Origin of the sequence: Solitalea longa (assembly GCF_002920915.1) — a bacterium.
GTDB lineage: Bacteria > Bacteroidota > Bacteroidia > Sphingobacteriales > Sphingobacteriaceae > Solitalea > Solitalea longa.
This window is the reverse complement of record NZ_PQVF01000012.1, coordinates 1-18,541: the sequence shown is the minus strand read 5'-3', so window position 1 is coordinate 18,541 and position 18,541 is coordinate 1. Positions and strand designations below refer to the sequence as shown.

General features: G+C 38.0%; 15 protein-coding genes and 2 tRNA genes. 8 read left to right on the top strand and 9 right to left on the bottom strand.

All coding sequences use genetic code 11. The features are described from left to right. Window positions 1-91: 91 nt before the first annotated feature. The 8 genes from C3K47_RS15800 to C3K47_RS15765 form a co-directional block, all read right to left on the bottom strand. Complete coding sequence (locus C3K47_RS15800) at window positions 92-1,324, bottom strand: MFS transporter (RefSeq protein ID WP_103790132.1); 1,233 nt, start codon at window positions 1,322-1,324, stop codon at window positions 92-94. Window positions 1,325-1,338: 14 nt separating this feature from the next. Then, window positions 1,339-1,848: an SgcJ/EcaC family oxidoreductase gene (locus C3K47_RS15795; RefSeq protein ID WP_103790131.1), complete on the bottom strand. Its 510-nt coding sequence runs from the start codon at window positions 1,846-1,848 to the stop codon at window positions 1,339-1,341. 65 nt (window positions 1,849-1,913) lie between these two features. Continuing rightward, window positions 1,914-2,744, bottom strand: coding sequence for a helix-turn-helix domain-containing protein (locus C3K47_RS15790; protein WP_103790130.1), 831 nt, complete (start codon window positions 2,742-2,744; stop codon window positions 1,914-1,916). Between the two features lie 226 nt (window positions 2,745-2,970). Then, window positions 2,971-3,330 (bottom strand): hypothetical protein, encoded by a 360-nt coding sequence (locus C3K47_RS15785; protein ID WP_103790129.1) that lies wholly within the window; start codon window positions 3,328-3,330, stop codon window positions 2,971-2,973. A 57-nt stretch (window positions 3,331-3,387) separates the two neighbouring features. After that, window positions 3,388-3,828: a VOC family protein gene (locus C3K47_RS15780; protein ID WP_103790128.1), complete on the bottom strand. Its 441-nt coding sequence runs from the start codon at window positions 3,826-3,828 to the stop codon at window positions 3,388-3,390. A 228-nt stretch (window positions 3,829-4,056) separates the two neighbouring features. Next, a complete protein-coding gene (locus C3K47_RS15775; RefSeq protein ID WP_103790127.1) occupies window positions 4,057-4,668 on the bottom strand; it encodes a hypothetical protein in 612 nt (203 codons plus the stop codon). Between the two features lie 21 nt (window positions 4,669-4,689). Further along, entirely contained in the window at window positions 4,690-6,801 is a 2,112-nt protein-coding gene (locus C3K47_RS15770; protein ID WP_103790126.1) for a DNA topoisomerase 3, read from the bottom strand. A gap of 349 nt (window positions 6,802-7,150) precedes the next feature. Then, window positions 7,151-9,613, bottom strand: coding sequence for a thrombospondin type 3 repeat-containing protein (locus C3K47_RS15765; protein WP_103790125.1), 2,463 nt, complete (start codon window positions 9,611-9,613; stop codon window positions 7,151-7,153). Between the two features lie 301 nt (window positions 9,614-9,914). On the opposite strand from C3K47_RS15765, the gene C3K47_RS15760 reads away from it, so the two are divergent. From C3K47_RS15760 to C3K47_RS15740, 5 genes are all read left to right on the top strand, one after another. Then, complete coding sequence (locus C3K47_RS15760; protein ID WP_103790124.1) at window positions 9,915-10,667, top strand: hypothetical protein; 753 nt, start codon at window positions 9,915-9,917, stop codon at window positions 10,665-10,667. A 151-nt stretch (window positions 10,668-10,818) separates the two neighbouring features. After that, window positions 10,819-11,379, top strand: a complete 561-nt coding sequence (scpB, locus tag C3K47_RS15755) for an SMC-Scp complex subunit ScpB (RefSeq protein WP_317043039.1) — start codon at window positions 10,819-10,821, stop codon at window positions 11,377-11,379. Window positions 11,380-11,524: 145 nt separating this feature from the next. After that, window positions 11,525-11,737: a hypothetical protein gene (locus C3K47_RS15750; protein WP_103790122.1), complete on the top strand. Its 213-nt coding sequence runs from the start codon at window positions 11,525-11,527 to the stop codon at window positions 11,735-11,737. 238 nt (window positions 11,738-11,975) lie between these two features. Beyond that, window positions 11,976-13,670: a lipocalin-like domain-containing protein gene (locus C3K47_RS15745; RefSeq protein ID WP_103790121.1), complete on the top strand. Its 1,695-nt coding sequence runs from the start codon at window positions 11,976-11,978 to the stop codon at window positions 13,668-13,670. A gap of 421 nt (window positions 13,671-14,091) precedes the next feature. After that, window positions 14,092-15,981 (top strand): hypothetical protein, encoded by a 1,890-nt coding sequence (locus C3K47_RS15740; RefSeq protein ID WP_103790120.1) that lies wholly within the window; start codon window positions 14,092-14,094, stop codon window positions 15,979-15,981. Between the two features lie 213 nt (window positions 15,982-16,194). Here the strand turns inward: C3K47_RS15740 and C3K47_RS15735 are convergent, their stop codons facing one another. Beyond that, window positions 16,195-16,716, bottom strand: coding sequence for a redoxin domain-containing protein (locus C3K47_RS15735; protein ID WP_103790119.1), 522 nt, complete (start codon window positions 16,714-16,716; stop codon window positions 16,195-16,197). Window positions 16,717-16,804: 88 nt separating this feature from the next. Between C3K47_RS15735 and C3K47_RS15730 the strand changes: the two genes are divergently transcribed. The 3 genes from C3K47_RS15730 (at window position 16,805) to C3K47_RS15720 (ending at window position 18,405) form a co-directional block, all read left to right on the top strand. After that, window positions 16,805-17,926, top strand: a complete 1,122-nt coding sequence (locus C3K47_RS15730) for a GNAT family N-acetyltransferase (protein ID WP_103790118.1) — start codon at window positions 16,805-16,807, stop codon at window positions 17,924-17,926. 192 nt (window positions 17,927-18,118) lie between these two features. Then, window positions 18,119-18,191: transfer RNA gene (locus C3K47_RS15725), tRNA-Lys, on the top strand. Between the two features lie 141 nt (window positions 18,192-18,332). Further along, window positions 18,333-18,405, top strand: a tRNA-Lys gene (locus tag C3K47_RS15720). Window positions 18,406-18,541 lie beyond the last annotated feature (136 nt).

The window sequence follows — 18,541 nt, the reverse complement described above, 5'->3', positions numbered from 1 at the left end:
TTAATGTTTGTTGTAGCACTAACTTAGGAAATGGTCCACATCAAAAGGTCATTTGCTTTGTATTTGTATCAATCCCTTTTAGATTATATTATTATACTACTACAGGTTTAATATCATTACTTTTTTTATTCAATAGTGAAGGAGCTGTTTCTTGTAAGAGGGATGCCGTCAAGCCTGCACAGAGTGCGGCAGCAGATGCAATAAAAAACGGTGCTTGCAAGCCAAATTGGTCAGCGGCCCAACCTGCTATTGCAGGAGCCGCAAAACCACCCGCTAATTCACCAATACCCCCAACAAGTCCAATTGTTTGAGCAATATATTGACGGGGCATAGTTTCAGATGGTATGGTGGCAAGCACAATGGGGAAACATCCCGAAAGGCAATTACCCAATAATAAGAGTGACGAAAGACCGGCGAATCCATTTTCGGAATAAATTAAACAAAGCGGCATTAGCGCGCTAAACAAAAAGGAGATAATGACCATCACTTTTCTTCCAAACTTATCTGATAAAGTGGGAACTACAACTCCCCAGATGAGTCCACCCAATCCAAATGCTCCCATCATTTTACCCATATCTTCTCCTGAAAAGTGTTTAATTGAAATTAAATATTTTGGCAAGAAGGTTACTTGAGCAAACATCCATGTCATCATGAAACAACTGAGTAAGACTGTAACCCATACATTTCGGTATTTCAATAAATCAGCAATAGATGCTTTATGGCTGTTTTCTTTTACCTCCACTACATTTTTTTCTTTTATATAGAAAAAACCAAGTGTAGCCAAAACCAAACCTGGCAACCCAGCAATATAAAATGCATTTCTCCAACCAAAGTTTGTAGCAAGCGAAACCAATAGCATTGGAGCCACCATCATTACCAAACCTCCCCCGAAACTTTGCATAAAACCCATATTAAAACCCTTGCGTTTTTCTGTGGAAACGTCAACCATTATTGATTGAGCAAGTGGCAACACGGGGCCTTCAGCGAAACCCATGATGATTCGAGCCAGCAATAAAAAGGCAAAACTTTTGGCCAGGCCAGAGATAAATGAACAAATTGAAAAAATGGCTACAGCTATGATAAGATAATGTTTTCGTTTACCTGTTTTGTCGGATAGGGTACCCAATAGATATCCTGAGATTGCCCATGCCAGGGCCAGTAGAGCAGTCAGTAAACCGATTTGAGTATTGCTTAAGCCAAGCTCTTTATCAAAAAATGGCACTAAAAAATTTATGGCCGCACGGTCGAATATTACAAAACCGAAAGTAAAGCTGAGTAATACGAGCAGTTTATTTTCGTAACGGAATAAACGATTTGCGTTCATATTGCAAGGCTTTATTAGTTTTTCTGCATTTGTACTATTGGGTCAAACGGTTGTGCTCCTTTATCAATTATTACATTTTCTCCTGCCGTCATTAGCCATTTTCCGTTTTGATGTACATAAACAATTGTTCCCAGCACATCTTGCGGCTCCGGTTTTTTCCCATCAGGCATCGGAACGTCGCCACCACTTATATGCAACACAACGTGGGCTATGGCCACATCTTTAGTCACAAAACGAATGGCCACAGACTTTTTCTCCATTATTGTTGTTTTAAAAATTGTATTATGATAGATCTGATGTGCATATTGTGATTCTTTTCGTCCTTTCCACCACATTCCTACCACATTTACCCAATCGGTGTCATCAGTAGTATAGTTTTTCAAATCATCATAATTGTGATTGTTCCAGCTATATATCATAGCATTAACCTGTTCATTGATGGCTGCTTCATCATTGCTGCGATTTTGAGCAAGCAGGCATCCCCCTATTGACAGGAAGACGATTGTTGAAAGTAATTTTTTCATAACTGATAATTTTCTTGTAAAAATATCTCAGTCAGAAAGCAAAAGCATAGTACAAAAGCGACATTCTAGCAAAAGAATTCATTAAAAACTTTTGCTTGTGATTTCAATAATTCCGATTCAATAGATGAGGGATTGGCCCCGGCAAATTCCTGGAAGTCGCGTATAAGGTGCATCTGATCAAAATATCCACATTCATAAGCAACTTTTTGCCAGCTAATACCGGGCTGTTGTTGTTTTACCATCCAGGCTTGTGAAAATCTTACTAAACGAGAGAAATGCTTAGGAGGTAATCCTAAACGCTGCTGAAATACTCTTTCAAATTGTCGTGTGCTTAAGCAGGAAAGAGATGCCAGTTGATCTATTTTAAGTAATCCACGTTGTTTAATAAGCAGAGGAAAAACATAATCAATGGGTAAGGTTGGTTCTAATTTGCCCAGGTATTTAAACAGAAAGCTTTCAACCATCATTTTCATTTTATCAAAAGAATCAGCCTCACGTAACCGGTCAGTTACTTCGTTTATTTCATTTCCAAGTAATTCAAGCCCATCAAATGCATCCTTGCATAAAAGCTCATTCATGGGTATACCTAAAAAGCGATACAGCCCTCCCGGCTGAAATGCTACGGTTATTATCAAATGATCACGTCCTGCTGTAATAATATGTCTATTGATATTGGGACCAACAATAATAGAAGGCGGAAGAGTTTCCTTTACTTTCGTAGACACATTTTCTGAGACCGCAAGATCTCTTATATAAAAGGCCAAGCTGTGTTCAGGAAGCGGGGGAATGGAAAAAGTATTTGAGTTTTCCTTTGCTTCCCACTTCACCTCGTGCATCATGATGTTTTTTACAAATCCTTTCAAGGCTGGATGTGGGTCGTAGAATTGTTGATACATGGTGCTTTATTAATGTTATTACAATGGGCTAACGACAAATGGCATTTCCCGTAACGCTAGTTTATGCACTGTTTCAAGTTTCCTTTAAAAATAACTAATCCATTTTAAATGAAGTAGATATACTATTAGATTCTAGCAGTTCGCACACTCAGACTAATTATAACTCAACTGTCTTTTATCCAATGTCCAAAGTAATCCAGTCCCTTGAGTCTTCACTTGGCGAATTTTAATTACTGAAAAGTTTATTTAGCCACATCCAGCACTTTTTTGACAAAGAGCTATTATATGTCTGTTTTTGATATTCAATTATTTGTTGTTTTAATTCATCTGAAATGTTTGTCCACAAGGTTTTATTGGTGAGTAAAAGTTTATAGTTGCATTCCGTTTCTGTAACACCTGTAATGTGTCTAAACCAATCAAAATATGACCAACCTTGAGGTTTGGGTGAATAAAGAAAAAGTCCGTTATTATCCCAGTGAACTTCGGTTGCTGTTCTATAGATTAACGTAAAGCGTTCTTTTTCCGGCTTAATAAAAAGTCGCTCCTTGTCGTCAATCCCAATTTCTAAAATTTTGTCTTTCGTCATTCTATGGTTTTGAACTGGTCGTATGGCTTTGCTCTTCCAGCAACTCGGGTTTTCTGCTTATACTTTTCCGTTAAATTTTGGGTCAAATTCCACAATCCATTCAATGCCGTATTTGTCTCTAAAACAACCAAAATATGAACCCCATGGACTATCACCGATTGGCCCTTCTATTTGCCCTCCAACTGAAAGTCCATTAAATAATTGGTCGGCTTCTTCTTTGCTTTCCGTAATTATTACAATTTTACTTCTGTTCTCATTTTCGTTTGTTTTTCCCATGCTTTCCGGAACATCATTAGCCATCAACATATTACTTTTACCGATAGGTAAAGCAATATGCATAATTTTATTTTTTTCGTGTTCTGCTACAGGGAATTCAGGACTTTCAAGGTCTTTGAAACGAATAACTTTTGCAAACTCTCCGCCAAATACTGATTTGTAAAAGGTGAATGCTTCTTCGGCATTTCCGTTGAAGTTAATGTGAGGATTGATTAGTGCCATGGTTATTAAATTGATTTAAGTTTCAAACCTACTGCTTAACTACCAATAAATAAGGTATAAAAGAGTCAAAAAAGAGGTTGATCGCGCCAATAGCTACATGAATATCGGTCTAAATTGGCGAAAGTTGTCAATTGCAATGGCGTGAGCAAACCTAAATTTTGCATGACAATTAACAGAACAGGATTGTAAATACATCCAATTTACAATCCTGTTCTGAATCATGAGATGCTACTTAATAACAAATGAATCATATAGTCCAGATATATATTTATCTAAACTCTTGAGCTTTTTCTTATCATAGGAATAAAGACACAGGTTAATAAATGCTTGGTTTGGAGTAGTAAATCCAATTTCTTTAACGACTTTACCATCTTTAAAAAACTCAAAGTATAGTCTAAGGTCATAAGGATAATTACTTTTTATACTTTTCCCTTTACCAGTTATAACGGAATCTATTATTGTTGAATACAACTTATAAAGCTGATTTGAATCCTTTAATACAATAGGCTCGGCCTCCATAGGAATGTAGGCTTTATTAATGCTATACTTATATAGTCTATGCATAGAAATAGCATATACTCGGGCGCTATCAAGACTTTGCGATAAACCTCTAGCTGAACTTAAACAAAACGCCAATAATAAAATACAAACAAACCTATACTTCTTGTTTTTCATATCCTTATAGAGCTTCTTCAATAGCTTTTTTATCGCAAACTGAACCTCAAGTGCATTAAAATGTTCGCGAAACTTGTCGTATGAAGTGCTGTGGAATCGGATAACACCTAGTTCGGAAGTTGTTAGCAGTACTTTAAAGGCTCTTTCCCCTGCTTTACCCCCCATGTATCCCCTATCAAAATTCTATTATTCCACCTTTACTTCAAACCCAGCATCAAACACTAACTTCCCTTCCACCTCTTTACCATCCACACTAAAACATTTTATTTTACCGGTTTTACCTTTGCTCAGCAGGTCGGAGAGTTGCTTGTCGCTTAGTTTTTTGCCAAACACTTCAAACGGAACCTTAAAGCCACATACCTTAAAATTGGCACAGCCATAGGCGGTATTTCCCTTTTTAAGCACATGCTCTTTGCATTTGGGGCATTTCAGTTCTTCAATAGCAACGGCCTCTTTAGGCGCTTTGGGCTTCGCTTCTTTTTTAGGTTTTTCTTCTGTTTTAGGAGCTTCGGTAACAATGGTGATCACTTTGCCAATGTTGCTTTTCACCTCTTTGGTTAAGTCAACCACCATTTGAATGAGCTCCTGCTTAAAGGTATCCGAAGCATACTCGCCTTTTTCTATCAGTCGAAGTTTGCGCTCCCAAGCTCCGGTCAATTCGGCGCTTTTCAGCAGTTCATTTTGGATAGTATCGATCAGATCCATGCCCGTTTGAGTGGCAAACAGGTTCTTCTTTTTCTTTTCGATGTATTTACGCTTAAAAAGCGTTTCAATGATATTGGCTCGGGTTGATGGCCGTCCAATACCGTTATCTTTCATCAATTCGCGCACTTCTTCATCATCTACCTGTTTTCCGGCTGTCTCCATGGCTCGCAGCAAAGTAGCCTCGGTAAAAGGTTTAGGCGGTGAGGTTTTCCCCTGATGCACCCTTGGCTCATGCGGACCGCTCTCTCCTACCTCAAAAACCGGCATGATGCGTTCTTCCTCCTCGCCTTCTTTCTTCTCGGTTTTATCATTGGCGTAGAGTTCCTTCCAGCCGGGTTCTAAGATCTGCTTCCCGGAAGCCTTAAATTCCACCTGACCAACCTTCCCCAATACCGTTGTGTTCGATACCTTACACTCGGGATAAAATGCAGCGATAAACCTTCGGGTAATTAAATCGTACACCCGTTTTTCATCGGTACTCAAACCCACTGGCAATACACCCGTAGGAATAATGGCGTGGTGATCGGTCACCTTTTTATCATCGAAAACGGTCTTCAGCTTCGGAATGGGTTTAGCCAATATTGGCGCCGTAAACTGACTGTAATACGTCAGCTGCTCCATAATACCGGCTATTTTAGGGTGAAGGTCTTCCGAAAGATAAGTGGTATCAACCCTTGGATAGGTCACAAACTTTTTCTCGTATAAATTCTGAATGTATTTTAGCGTTTCATCAGCCGAGTAGCCGTATTTTTTGTTCGCTTCCACCTGCAAGGAGGTCAGGTCGAACAAACGAGGATTACCCTCCTTTCCTTCTTTCTTCTCGAATGAGGTAATTTCGAACAAATGCTGCTTAAGATACTCCAAGCCTTTTTCGGCTTTCTCTAATGATCGCAAACGATCAATTGTAGCGGTAAACTCCGTATCGCGGTAAATGGTTTTCAGCTCGAAATATTCCTCAGAAACGAAAGCATTGATCTCTTTCTGACGTTGAACGATCATGGCCAAGGTTGGAGTTTGCACCCTGCCGATAGACAAGACCACTTTCCCCTGCCCGAACTTTTTGGTAAACAAACGCGTGGCGTTCATGCCCAGCAACCAATCGCCAATGGCGCGTGCACTGCCCGCAGCATATAAATTATTGAACTGTTCGCTTGCTTTTAACTGCTTAAAGCCCTCTTTTATAGCTTCTTCGGTTAATGAAGAGATCCAAAGGCGTTTTACCGGTACATTACATTTGGCTTTCAATAATACCCAACGTTGGATCAGTTCTCCTTCCTGGCCCGCATCACCACAGTTGATCACTTCTTCACAACCGGCAACCAAATTTTCAATTACCTTGAACTGCTTCTGTACCCCGCCATTATCTATCAACTTAATGCCGAAACTTGGCGGGATCATCGGCAAATCTTCCAAACGCCAGGCTTTCCAACGCTCGGTATAATCGTGAGGTTCTTTCAGCGTGCAAAAGTGACCGAAAGTCCAGGTAACCTGGTATCCATTACCTTCATAATAGCCATCCTTTCGTTGTTTGGCTCCTATTACTTCGGCAATATCTTTGGCAACACTGGGTTTTTCGGCTATGCAAACTTTCATATTCAATTATACTACACTCAGCTTAATTTTTAAAGGGCGACAAATATCGTTTAAAAGCGCTAAATAATCATTTTAATTAACACATTACAGTTTCGTCACGCTGAGCGGAGTCGAAGCGTTGTCTACTAATTCAGATCAAGCCTTCGACTACGCTCAGGCTGACCTCTTTACTTTGGCCCCCGCTAAGAAGGCCTTCGACTACGCTTAGGCTGATATTTTAGTTCTTGTCAAGCTGACGTTTCAATTCCTGTCATGCTGAGCGCAGTCGAAGTACTCCCAAAAAACAAAGGCTCGCAAAAGAGTTTCCCCTCAGCGAGCCTTTTTATAATTAGATTGGAAGTCTTTCTTTTTATTTGAAGATAACCGTCATTTCAACACGACGGTTTTGCTGACGACCTTCTGCTGTAGCATTATCAGCAATTGGTTTATCAGGACCGAAAGAGTTTACTTTAAATTGATTAGCAGCAACACCTTTTTTCACAAGGTAATTTTTAACCGCATTTGCACGGTTTTTCGACAACAGCATATTCGTTGCACGTTTACCTACATTGTCAGTGTGGCCTTCAATTTTCAGAATATAATCAGGGTTTTCTTTCATAATTAAGGCAAGGTCAGTCAAAGAAGCGAATGACACTTTCTTAATGATGGCTTTACCGGTGGTAAATTCAAGGTTATCGAAGGCTTTTTCCAAAATCTTTTTGGTTTCCTCTTCAATTACCGGACAGCCATGATTTGCCGGGTCACCAGGAGTGTTCGGGCACTGATCGTCCTTATCTAAAACACTGTCACCATCGGTATCAGGGTAAGGACAACCTTTGTTTTCAACCGGACCTGCAACTGTAGGACAAGCATCTACTTCGTCTTTCACTCCGTCACCATCAGCATCTCTCTGCGGACAACCGTTTAATTCAGGTAACCCTTTTTCGGTAGGACATTTATCCTGTGGATCAACGATTCCATCACCATCAGTATCAGGGCAACCACCCAATTCTTTTGGACCGGCTAACTCAGGGCATTTGTCCTCACTATCAATAATACCGTCGTTATCGGTATCCGGGCAACCGCCAAACTCTTTTTTACCGGCAACGTTAGGACATTTATCTTCGCTATCTACAACACCATCATTATCGGTATCAGGACATCCGCCGAATTCTGCTTTACCAGCTACAGTTGGACATTTATCCTCGCTATCCTGAATTCCATCATTATCAGTATCAGGGCATCCTCCAAATTCTGTTTTACCGGCTACTTCAGGGCATTTATCCTCTTTATCCTGAATTCCGTCTTTATCCGTATCAGGACATCCCCAGAACTGAACTTCGCCTGGAACCCTTTTACATTTATCTTTTCTATCAGAGATCAAATCGTTATCACGGTCTCTAGGATGTTTTTTGGTCACCGGAATACGAACTCCGAAATGTATATCAGCAGCTTTGATATCTTCTTTTCCAAAAACAGGTGCAATGGTATTTGTACCGATTATGAACGTACCCAAACGCAGGGTAAAGCCCATATTCAAATCCTGGTGACCTGAATAGGTTACCGGAAAATAAACACCGAAATTACCGGTTTCAACACGCGGAGTAAAGCTGTACATATTCACATAATGTGCACTGACCTTGCTTTTGTTGTTCATTGGAACATAAGCATTTGCATTCAGGTAAATACCTCTCCAAACATGATAATCGAAGTTGGCATTTAACGCAGTAGGCAAGTTAAACTCATAGTTTTTAACTTTTGCTCCCTGGTTACCGAAATCAGCATCCAAATAATCGGTAAATTCTTTTAAATCAGTTGGATCAGGCAAGCCCGATAGATCATAATTATCCCTGTTAATTTTATAATCACGACTAAAATTTCCCTTTTCAAATTTCAGCGGCCCACCAATATCGGTAACTGAAATGGCAGCCTTGAACATGTATTTGTTAACATCCTGACGAACGCGATCTTTCACCTGATCCATCTCGTAATAGAAGTTTCTATACTTTGGACGGAACTCATAAACCAAGCCCAAGTCAAAGGCAGCAGATGCTGAACCTCCAATTTTATCACTTTGGAAATCGCCTGTATTCGGATCGAAGTTGTTAGAATGACCAATGCTTAAATCGGTAGTGATTTTAGCGATCCCGTTTTCAGGATCATTTACTTGCATAGAAATTTGCTTACTGTTGATATAAGCCGAAGCGTATCCTCTAACGTATTTAACAGAAACAGCACCTTTTAAAAAGTTCTGCTCTTTATTAAACAGCACACGACCGAAAGTTGCACCGATCTCGCCATAACCAATGGCTGATGTTTGGAAATTATTCAGTACAATTGGCTTACCCTGCAATGCATCATTTTTGAAATCGTCCTTAGCCAGGGTTGAAAACTCACCACTTACTCCATCAACATTAACAAAAGCATTTGCCTTGGTAAATAAACCGAAGCTATACTGACGCGTTTTGCCAAAAGTGAACATAAACGAAGGACCGAAAATAGTAGTATTGCCTAATCCTGAACGCATTTTGCTATCCTCAGCAAATGACAAGTAAGGATCCATATCATCCTTAACATTCAATTTCAAAAAACCTTTATCGAAGAAATAATTACGATTTAAGGTTCCAAAATCATTGGTAAAACTTCCGGAAAAGCTTACAAGGTTAAGATCGAACGTATAACGACTGTCAACTATTTCGGCAGGGTTATAATAAACATTATAAATACCGGCATAGTTACTTCCACGTAAACTTAAAAACTGTTGAGCCTTGGAAACGGAAATTGTAGAGCAGAAAATTAAAAAGAATAAAAAAAGTGAGTAAAGTTTCCTCATTAAATATTGGGTTAGGTTAATTAAATTTTTAATTGAATTACCGCTAATTCACTGATCAATAATTATTTATTTATTAATAGTTATTAATCAATTGTTTGGCAAAGAAAATAAAAATACTGTTGGAAAAGAAATATTTACAACAATTGCTTAATATCATAAAATTATTCCTTTTAATTAATATAGAATATCCCAATAAATTCTAAAAAAAAGACAAAACTCCTTAATTACCAACAAAATAGCAATGAGAAATTAACTGATAAGTAGATTATAAATAGTAAATTTAAGTAAACCCCCTTTTGCTATGAAATACAGATACTACTATTACTTGTTATGTTTTCTAACAGCAATTTCTTCCAGGAGTTTTGGTCAGGCGACCGACTCGCTGAAGCCCCAACTAAAAAACACTATTAAGTTTAATTTAAGCTCTCAGTTAATCTATGGTAAAGCGGCATTGTTCTCTTATGAACGTATTGTTGGCCCCAATGAAGCATTTAATGTTCAGGTTGGTTATGTAGAATTACCTGATATAATACATGGGGCTAACTCTACAATTGTAGAGAAAAGAAGTAATTCGAGAAGTGGTTATACCATTGCAGGAGACTATCGTTTTTACTTGGGTAGTGAGAACCGCCACGAGGCTCCTCGTGGGGTATATGTTGGCCCATATGTTTCATATTATGCTTTTAAGAGCAATAAATTAGCTTCACTAACAACTACAGATGGAGGAACCACTGACGTTACTCTGGATAGTAAAATTAACATTCTCAATTTCGGAGGTTTACTAGGTTATCAATTTGTTATAAAACGTAGAATAGCAATTGATATGATCTTAATCGGACCATCAATATCTAACTATTCGGTGAAACTAAACATGAACGGAGACTTAACGAATGTTGATGTTGATGAAAAAACCCAGGAATACATGCAGGCTTTGGCAGAGCGATATCCGTTTTTAAAAGACCTGGCTAAAAACAAGGAATTTAAAGCGAATGACAGCAATTCATCCTGGTCGGCTGGCTTCAGATATTCATTAAGTATCGGCTACCGATTTTAACAATTGCTCCATATTTTCACTCCGCAAATGATCTGATTTTTTCTCAAACCGGCAAACAACCCAACTAACAGTTTAAAAATCAAATCATTATCAAAATTTAATATTTTTTTTTGCTGCATAAAGAGATATTCTATTTTTGCGAAAGATGGAGATGATTCAACAACATATTGAAGCCCTGATATTTGCTTCGGAACAAAGCATAACTACGTCCGAAATCATTGCTTGCTTAAGCAATGTGAGCGAACAGGAGGTTAACAGTGACCTGGTTGATGAGACCATTGAATCCATCAGCAAAAAATACGAAGGAGAAGAACATTTTTTTGAATTAGTGGCACTCAGTGGTGGTTATCAGTTTATGACCAAAAAAAGGTTTGCGCCAACAGTAAGCTCATTGATTCAACATCGAAATAAAAAGAAATTATCGGCAGCCGCCATGGAAACGTTGGCTATTATTGCCTACAAACAGCCGATAACCAAATCAGAAATTGAACAAATTAGAGGAGTAAATTGCGATTACAGTGTACAAAAACTGCTGGAAAAAGAATTAATTACCATTGCAGGTAAAAGTGATGCTCCGGGTCGGCCGCTACTATATACCACCAGCAAGTTATTTATGGATTACTTTAGCTTGAATTCATTGAATGATTTGCCGCAATTAAAAGATATACAGGCCACTAACGGAAGCGAAATTGGAGAACAGGTGGAAAATTAATTTCTTACCTGCTTTTTAGAATTTAAAAACTTTTTAATTTTGCATAAATAGAATTTAAAGAAATAAACAACTAGAAAAATAAGCCATAACCTAGTAAATCTAAACCAAGAATCTATTAGTAGAAAATTTAAATTTGAAGAGGTAAATGAAAACGCCAAAGAAACCAATTAAAAAAACCAGCGGCAAAAGTGCAACAGAGGATCCGAAGAAAAGTATGAAGCCTCTTAATCCTAAAGATGCCAAAAACGTTAAAAATCGTTTTTTAGATGACGATGATGATGATGACATGGGAATGCCTATGGATGATTTCGGATCGTTCGATGATATTGATGAGTTTGAAGACGACGACAGATTTTAACCTTATTTCATAAACATAAAAGTCCCCAAAAAAATTGGGGACTTTTGAATTAAAAGGGAATAACCCCAATATTACTCTTCCCCTTTTACAAGGGCTCCCCTCTTTTTTGATCCTCCTGACCACAAATTTTCTATTAATAACCCCCTTTACAATAATACCTACTTATGGGTATTTCGTAATTAAATATTTGTAGGCATTTTCGCCCCTTGGATATACTTTTATAAACCAATCTGTTAATATGACAAAAAACTTACTTTCATTTAAGCTCAGCTCTCTCGTTTTTCTATTTACTTTCCTCTTACCTATAGCATGTAAAAAAGGCGATTCCGACCCGGAAATTCCCAAAGAAAACATTTTGGTTCTTGATAAAACCACCGTTACCCCGGGAGATCTGGTTACTGTAAACTATGAACTACCAAAAGATAAATCATCATGGGAGATATTGATTGGAGCAAAGAACGTCACCTTAACTAAAATTGACGATACAACAGCTGCATTTTTAGTTCCCGTTATTCCTTCAGGTCAGTTGAATTTAGACTTTTCTATTGTTGGAGCTAAGGAGAAACCGGACTTAACTATTTCAGCATATTCACCTATTTCCAATCCAGAACAGGTTAAAGATGCTTATTTAGCTGAACTTGACAATGCTATTGCCGATGTTTCAAGCATTGAAGATGCCAATACCTTAACTGTATTTAAAGAAACTTTTAAGGCTAAATATGCAGCTTTAACTGATACAGAAAAGAAGGAATTAGCTTTTGTTCTTCAAAAATTAAAGTTTGATATGCCTGATATTGCAGAACAGGCAATTCATAGTAAAAGCACCAACGATTTAATTGATGTGCCTTCAAGAATCGATACTGATCAGGAGTATCGCGCAGGGGTAATTGGTTATGTAGCACTTGTAACCGAGTCAATAGCTCTTTTGACCGTTTCTGCTGAAGCAATTGCTGCCCCTACAGGTTTTACACAGGCATTAGGCCTCGCAGGCTTAGCGGCTACTTTTTATACATTCAAAAAAGCGCTGGATTATAAACGGGTATTATTCCTGTATAACGGCCAAAACAAAGAGGTAATCAATCTTAAAATCCTTTTAAGTGGCCAAAACAACAGTACAAAAGTGGTTGAAGCAGTTACTACTGCAGACCCTGAAATTGTTTTTGAAACTGGTGTTCAACGTTCATTTAATGTTAGTTCAGCTTACCAAGGTGTTTCAATTGCTGATGAAAAGAGTACTAATGCTTTCTTTAGAAAAATAGTTTTAGTTACCAATAAAGCAACTTCCATCTATAATGGGGTGGTTAAAGTGGTAAACAAGGTTAAATCATGGTTTTCGGGAGATCCAAAATTGATTGAACTTGCAAGTGGAATACCGGCTACTCCAGCTTCTGAAATTAGAAACAGCCCTGCCAATCTGATTAAAATTGAGAACGTTTCCAATTCAGCCATTAAATTGAGTACAACAGCGAACGGAGACATTTTAACAATCACAGCCACAGGCACTATTAAAGAAGATCAAACCTTTACCTTTGATGTGGTTTACAGCTACCCGGCAATGGGTATTAGCAAACGGAAAAAAATTACCGCCAAATTAAATAATCCTTCTTTGAATGGAACCTGGAAATTAATCTCTGAAGTTGATGAAAGCAATCAAACGGACATTATCACACCTTGCAGTGGTAATAATACGTTAAGTTTCAACTCTTCAAAAAACACGTATGTTGGAAAGTCTCATAAGCCATTTAATGGTGCTTGCCAGCTCGAGTCGGAATATTCGGGAACTTATACCTTAAACAACGGAACGCTTAATTTATCGGTAAACGTAATTGGAAGTCCGCAATCCGCCCAGGTTATTCTACTTTCAGGTACAACCTTAAAGTTGAGATTCACGGATAATCATGGTTCTTATTTAGAAACCTATACCAGACAATAATTAATAGTACTCATCAATAATTGATAGTCGAAAAGAGGAGACGAGAAATTACCCCTCTACCAAAATAAAGAAGGGTGACCGGCCTAACAAAGTTCCGGTCACCCTTTTTCTTTTTCTTCATACTACCAACCATTAATTATGCCCCAAAACCCGAGCAGACTCAAAAGTTGTGGAGTTAAATGCAATTAATGACTTTATTGCTAATGGAAGTTTAACTACAATAACTATTTAATAGGTACAGATGAATTAATGATCTTAAAAGAGCTTCGATCTATTTAATGATCGAAGCTCTTTTTCTTACAGACTGACTAAACAGTCCTATTTTAAATATTTTACAATTTACCTAGTAACAGGTATTTCGTAATCAAATATTTGTATCCATTTTAGCCACTCGATATACTTAAAAAATAAACCTGTTGATATGCAAAAAAACTTACTTTCATTCAAGCTTTGCTCTCTCGTCATCATATTTATTCTTTTCTTACCCATTGCATGTAAAAAGGGAGATTCTGACCCTGCAATACCAAAAGAAAACATTTTAGTACTTGATAAAACCACTGTTACTCCTGGAGACCTGGTAAAAGTAAACTATGAACTACCAAAAGATAAATCATCATGGGAAATGTTGATTGGGGAGAAAAAAGTCACCTTAACTAAAATTGATGATACAACAGCTGCATTTTTAGTTCCCGTTATTCCTTCAGGTCAGTTGAATTTAGACTTTTCTATTGTTGGAGCTAAGGAGAAACCGACCTTAACTATTTCAGCTTATTCACCTATTACCAATCCCGACCAGGTTAAAGATGCTTATTTGGCTCAACTTGATGATGCCATTACCGATGTTTCAAGCACTGAAGATGCCAATACCTTAACCGTATTTAAAGAAACTTTTAAGGCTAAATATGCAGCTTTAACTGATACAGAAAAGAAGGAACTGGCTTTTGTTCTTCAAAAATTAAACTTTGACATGCCTGATATTTCGGAACAGGCAATTCATACCAAAAGCACCAATGGATTAGGTATTGATGTGCCTGCAAAATTCAACAGTGATCAGGAATATCGTGCAGGGGTTATTGCTTATGTAGGGCTTGCAACTGAGTCGATGGCTCTTTTGGCCCTTTCTGCAGAGGCAATTGCTGCTCCTACGGGTTATACACAAGTACTGGGACTTGCTGGCTTAGGAGCTTCTTTTTACACCTTCAAAAAAGCGTTGGATTATAAGAAAGTATTATTTGCTTACAATGGACAGAATAAGCAAGTAATCAATCTTAAAATCCTCTTAAGCGGACAAAACAGCAACACAAAAACGGCTGAAGCGGTTACTACGGCAGAACCTGAATTTGTTTTTCAAACAGGTGTTCAACGTTCTTTTAATGTAAGCTCTGCCTATCAAGGTGTTTCAATTGCTGATGAAAAGAGCACAAATGCATTTTTTAGAAATATTGTGTTGGTTACCAATAAAGCCACATCCATCTATAATGGGGTGGTTAAAGCCGTAAACAGAATTAAATCATGGTTTTCGGGTGATCCAAAATTGATTGAACTTGCCAGCGGTATAGCCACAACGCCAACTGAGGAAACTCGTAATAGCCCGGCCAATCTTATCAAAATTGAAAATGTTTCTGACCCTGAAATCAAAATAACTTATACCACAGTGGCAGATATCTTGAAAATTACAGCTACTGGTAACGTTAAAGATATACATACTTTTACTTTTGATGTTGTATACAGCTACCCGGCAATGGGTATCTCCAATCGAAAAAAAATTACGGCGAAATATGAACCCAAAGATGGTTTGGGTTGGTATGCTGGTGACTATACATTGGCAATGCCTTCTGCTTTGAGTCTGATACAAGGAGGACCTGATTTAGGCAAAAAGGGATCTTTCTATGTATATTTTTATTATAACGAGAAAACCCTTGGTTACAACTCCGTTTTTTATGCAAAGAGCATCCTGCCCGGAATACCCAATATAATTGGAAGTTTGTGGGTTGCAGACATAAGAGATCCCCAACTTACTTTTGGAGGAGGAGGATGGGAGTATATCTTAGGTAATAACATTCTAAAAAAATTTGAATTCGGACCCTTATATGTGGCTCGGAATGAAAAATTAACTACCATTGACCGCACAGAAACCAGTTATACAGGATCGTTATCTGATTGTGACGGAGGCTGTAAATATAGTTATGAACCTTTTGTAAATGCTCCGTACCAAGGAAAAACAGCGCCATCAACACTTACAGCTGCAGAGTTAAAAGCAATTAATGACTTTATTGCGGCAGGTGGATCCGGAAAAACAATAACTTTTTAATGGAAAATCAATAATCTAAAAAGAGCTTCAATCTATTTAATGATTGAAGCTCTTTTAGTTATGAAATTTAAACCTAAACCATCCGGTAATTAGGTTTTATATAGATTAGCTAAACAAAAAAGGTTGCCAAATGATTCTGACAACCTTTTTTATTATACTGGAACTCCAATCTTAGCAACCCAAGTAAGTCAAGCTATAGTTGATATCCAACGTTTAACTTAATATGATATCGCACCCAATTGGATCGATTTCCGGATAATCTACGTCAATGCCGTCCAGTGCTGATTCAATGGCATCTTCCAGGTAGACCCTGGTAACCATATTTTCATTTTCCCAACTATCATCTATTGCACCTTTATAAACCAACTCTCTTTTTGAGTTAAATAAAAATGCTTCGGGAACTTTAGTAGCACCAAATGCCTTAGCCACCGTTTGATCCTCGTCCATTAAATACAAATGAGGGAGTTTTAATTCATCATACATTTTTTTCATCTCTTCCAACGATTCAGCTTCACTGTTTTTTGTTGTCGAGTTGATTCGAATGATACCCAAATTATCCTCTTCATAACGCTTAAGCATATTTTTAATCCGATTGCGATATGCTACAGCTACCGGGCAGCTATTATTCGTAAATACTACCAACAACGCATATCTATCAGCATATGCATACTGATTGCTCATTTCTCCGTCTACTCCCTTAAGGTTAAATGCCGGAAGTTTGTCGCCTATTATCATAAGATTATTGAATGGTTATTTCGACAAATCTCTGTTTTTTTAACTAAGCCACAAGCAATTTTATATTTTTGGACACTAAAATTTTTATATGACTATTATTGAGGTTAAAGACGCCAAAACGAAAAAGGAATTTCTGGAAGTTGCAGTAATTATTAACAAGAAAGATCCTGTTTGGGTTAGACCACTCGATAGTGATATTGAATCTATTTTTGACCCTAAACGCAATAATTTTCACTCTTTCGGAGAAGCTACCAGATGGGTTTTAAAAGATAACAATGGTAATCTTATAGGTCGTGTGGCAGCGTTTATTAATCAGAAGAAAGCATATCAATCTGAGCATCCAACCGGAGGAATGGGATTTTTTGAATGTATCGACAATAAAGAAGCTGCATTCCTGCTATTTAATACCTGTAAAGATTGGCTTGCTCAACGTGGAATGAAAGCGATGGATGGCCCCATCAACTTTGGCGAAAACGATACCTATTGGGGCTTACTTATCGATGGATTTGTGCATCCTTCATTTGGTATGCAATACAATCCTACTTACTATCAAAAGTTTTTTGAGTCATACGGGTTTACACAGGCTTATCAGCAATACACTAATACGATACCTATTGCTCTTCCTGCACGGGTAGAAAAAATCGCAGACTGGGTAATTGCTAAGCCGGGCTATTCATTTGAATATTTAACCGTAAACAAGTTTGATAAGTTTGCAGCCGATTTTGAGGAGATCTATAATGATGCCTGGCAGGATTTTGAAAACTTTGTTCCGATTTCGAAAGAGATCTTATTGGATAGTTTTGAAAAAATGAAACCCATAATGGATGAGCAGTTGATTTGGTTTGCCTACATTAATAATGAACCAGCTTCATTCATTGTTTGTTTACCAGACGCCAACCAAATAATTAAGCACCTGAACGGCAAGCTTAACCTTTGGGGTAAGCTAAAATTTGTTTACTATAAATGGAGAGGTAAAATGGATCGAATTCGAGTGGTGGTGATGGGAACCAAACAAGCTTATCAGAAACACGGCCTTGAATCTGCATTGTTTCGAAAACTTCAGTTTTATGTTTTGCCGCAAAATCATTATACCGAAGCGGAACTATCATGGGTAGGTGATTTTAACACTAAAATGCAGGCTATTCATGCTGCATTGGGGGCAACCCGATCTAAAACTCATGCTACATATCGATTTATTTTTCCTGAATAACAGGCAGTTAATTTTAATTTAAAAAAAGCTGAATATTTAGTTTGCAAAACTAATCAAAGCCTGTATATTTGCAGTCCCAAAACAGACCGCCCTAGAGATGGTTTAAACAGGGAAAAGATTCCGTAGCTCAGCTGGTAGAGCATCCCGATTTATCGGGAGGGTCCTGGCGGAAAGAAAGAATCAAAAACATTAGATTCCGTAGCTCAGCTGGTAGAGCAATACACTTTTAATGTATGGGTCCTGGGTTCGAATCCCAGCGGGATCACTAAAAACTGAAAAGTTACACAGTTTCAAATAAAGGTAACAATGATTCCGTAGCTCAGCTGGTANGATTCCGTAGCTCAGCTGGTAGAGCATCCCGATTTATCGGGAGGGTCCTGGCGGAAAGAAAGAATCAAAAACATTAGATTCCGTAGCTCAGCTGGTAGAGCAATACACTTTTAATGTATGGGTCCTGGGTTCGAATCCCAGCGGGATCACAAAAACTGAAATGTTACACAGTTTCAAATAAAGGTAACAATGATTCCGTAGCTCAGCTGGTAGAGCATCCCGATTTATCGGGAGGGTCCTGGCGGAAAGAAAGAATCAAAAACATTAGATTCCGTAGCTCAGCTG

Coding starts and splice junctions, on each gene's coding strand:
- C3K47_RS15730 (WP_103790118.1), top strand. CDS start 16,805: ATGACTATTATTGAGGTTAAAGACGCCAAAACGAAAAAGGAATTTCTG.
- C3K47_RS15800 (WP_103790132.1), bottom strand. CDS start 1,324: ATGAACGCAAATCGTTTATTCCGTTACGAAAATAAACTGCTCGTATTA.
- C3K47_RS15775 (WP_103790127.1), bottom strand. CDS start 4,668: ATGGGGGGTAAAGCAGGGGAAAGAGCCTTTAAAGTACTGCTAACAACT.
- C3K47_RS15735 (WP_103790119.1), bottom strand. CDS start 16,716: ATGATAATAGGCGACAAACTTCCGGCATTTAACCTTAAGGGAGTAGAC.
- C3K47_RS15760 (WP_103790124.1), top strand. CDS start 9,915: ATGAAATACAGATACTACTATTACTTGTTATGTTTTCTAACAGCAATT.
- C3K47_RS15745 (WP_103790121.1), top strand. CDS start 11,976: ATGACAAAAAACTTACTTTCATTTAAGCTCAGCTCTCTCGTTTTTCTA.
- C3K47_RS15790 (WP_103790130.1), bottom strand. CDS start 2,744: ATGTATCAACAATTCTACGACCCACATCCAGCCTTGAAAGGATTTGTA.
- C3K47_RS15785 (WP_103790129.1), bottom strand. CDS start 3,330: ATGACGAAAGACAAAATTTTAGAAATTGGGATTGACGACAAGGAGCGA.
- C3K47_RS15795 (WP_103790131.1), bottom strand. CDS start 1,848: ATGAAAAAATTACTTTCAACAATCGTCTTCCTGTCAATAGGGGGATGC.
- scpB (WP_317043039.1), top strand. CDS start 10,819: ATGATTCAACAACATATTGAAGCCCTGATATTTGCTTCGGAACAAAGC.
- C3K47_RS15750 (WP_103790122.1), top strand. CDS start 11,525: ATGAAAACGCCAAAGAAACCAATTAAAAAAACCAGCGGCAAAAGTGCA.
- C3K47_RS15770 (WP_103790126.1), bottom strand. CDS start 6,801: ATGAAAGTTTGCATAGCCGAAAAACCCAGTGTTGCCAAAGATATTGCC.
- C3K47_RS15765 (WP_103790125.1), bottom strand. CDS start 9,613: ATGAGGAAACTTTACTCACTTTTTTTATTCTTTTTAATTTTCTGCTCT.
- C3K47_RS15780 (WP_103790128.1), bottom strand. CDS start 3,828: ATGGCACTAATCAATCCTCACATTAACTTCAACGGAAATGCCGAAGAA.
- C3K47_RS15740 (WP_103790120.1), top strand. CDS start 14,092: ATGCAAAAAAACTTACTTTCATTCAAGCTTTGCTCTCTCGTCATCATA.